This is a genomic window from Tenacibaculum skagerrakense (assembly GCF_004345825.1).
Lineage (GTDB): Bacteria > Bacteroidota > Bacteroidia > Flavobacteriales > Flavobacteriaceae > Polaribacter > Polaribacter skagerrakensis.
On sequence record NZ_SLXM01000027.1, the window covers coordinates 1 to 2,064 of the forward strand.

The 2,064-nt window shown below is 29.8% G+C and carries 1 protein-coding gene; it reads left to right on the forward strand.

Annotation, left to right across the window (positions count from 1 at the left end):
• Positions 1-120: 120 nt before the first annotated feature.
• A complete protein-coding gene (locus EV195_RS16580) occupies positions 121-867 on the forward strand; it encodes a TlpA family protein disulfide reductase (RefSeq protein WP_132796095.1) in 747 nt (248 codons plus the stop codon).
• Positions 868-2,064: the final 1,197 nt, after the last annotated feature.

Sequence of the window (2,064 nt, forward strand, 5' to 3'; positions counted from 1 at the left end):
CTATAAATCAAAAATTATAACTAATTTTAAATCATGAAAAATGAATGAAAAATTGCTACTAAAATTATCGCAACTTTTCATACACAAATACGTTAGCACCAATTTGAAAAACCAAAAACTTTGATAAAAACATTTTTACTACTATTAGCAATTACAATATTTTATTCTTGTAAAAATTCAGAAAAAGAAACAACCGAAAATCAATCTGAAACAAAAATTGAGAAAAAACTATTTTCAGAAACTGAAAGTAAAATAAAAAAATACAGAGAAGATTCTCAAAAGTATTGGGACAAAAATGATAGCGAGAATGCTTTAAAATATGGAGACTCAATTAAATCACTTATTTTGAATAGTTATATCAAGGATTATGAATTTAAAACAGTTGATAGCACTAATTACAATACTTCTGAAAGAAAAAAAACTCTTTTCCTACAGGTTACTGCATCTTGGTGTGCGCCTTGTAAATTTGAAGTGCCAGCGTTAAATAAAATAGTTGAAAAATATAGTGACAAAGTGGATTTTGTTCTTTTGTTTTGGGATACTCAAGCGGAATTAGAAAAACTTGCGCCTGATTATAATAAAGATATTGTTTTAATTCCATCTCAAGAAAAACAATCAGAAGCAACTACAATTGATATTTCTGGATTTAGACACATAATGGGATTCCCGACAAATTATTTAATTACAACAAGTAATGAAATAATTAATTTTTCACAAGGAGCAATGATTCCGACAACATTTACAGATCAAAACGGAAAAGAAATCACAATTACGAAAGAAGACGCTGATAAAGGAAATTACGAAAGACTTGAAACGGAAATTAAAGAACTGATAGAAAAAACTGGTGCTAACACCGTGTATAATTAATTGCTTTGGTCGTTGCCTTCTTACGAAAATTCCTTCGGAATTTCCTCTGGCTCGTCCACTTTTGTTAAATTAGTTGCTTAAACACGCAACTAACCATACACAAAACCGTTAGCAAACACTGTCGAAAATGATGTGTAGCTTTCTTTTTGATTAATAAAAATCAGTTTTAAAATTTTGGTTTTTAATAGTAATTCCAGTTTTATCCTTTTTTTAGAGAACTAAACGTTTTATGTGTTGGCTTTTTTTCCAACTTCTCTCCTATTTGATTGTCGGTTCTTAGTTTCTGTTTGATACGCTTTTGTTTGATTCCGATAACTCCGCTTATTTTTTTTACTTCTAGAAAGAACCTTTTTGAGTTTTTAGCAAATGATCGCTTAACGTTCTGTCCCGTTCTTTTTCTAAAAAAAGGCTTTATACAAAACTCAAATCACGCAAACTAAATGCAATTAAGGCTTGTAATTATTTATAATCCATTGGCTGAAAATTGCTCCTTTTTGTAAACGCTAGTATTTGCATTCTGTCTCGTTTGCTTTCTGTATAAAATTTTCTAATCGCTTTAAACTTTGGCTAGTGTTCTCCAACATTAGCTAACATGGTGTATAAAAAATAGCTGTATTATCTATAAATCAAAAATTATAACTAATTTTAAATCATGAAAAATGAATGAAAAATTGCTGCTAAAAATTATCGCAACTTTTCATACACAAATACGTTAGCAAACACTGTCGAAAATGATGTGTAGCTTTCTTTTTGATTAATAAAAGTCAGTTTCAAAATTTTGGTTTTTAATAGTAATTCCAGTTCTATCCTTTTTTTAGAGAACTAAACGTTTTATGTGTCGGCTAATTTGCCTGCTTCTCTCCTATTTGATTATCGGTTCTTAGTTTCTGTTTGATACGCTGTTTGTTTGATTCCGATAACTCCGCTTATTTTTCACTCTATGAAAGAACCTTTTTGAGTTTTTAGCCAATTATCGCTTAACGTTCTGTCCCGTTCTTTTTCTAAAAAAAGGCTTAACACCAAACTCAAATCACGCAAACTAAATGCAATTAAAGCTTGTAATTACTTATCCTCTTTTGGCTGAAAGTTGTTCTTGTTTATGAACGCTAGGATTTGCATTCTGTCTCGTTTGCTTAACGTATAAAATTTTCAAATCGCTTTTAACTTTGGCTAGTGTTCTCCAACATTAGCTAACAT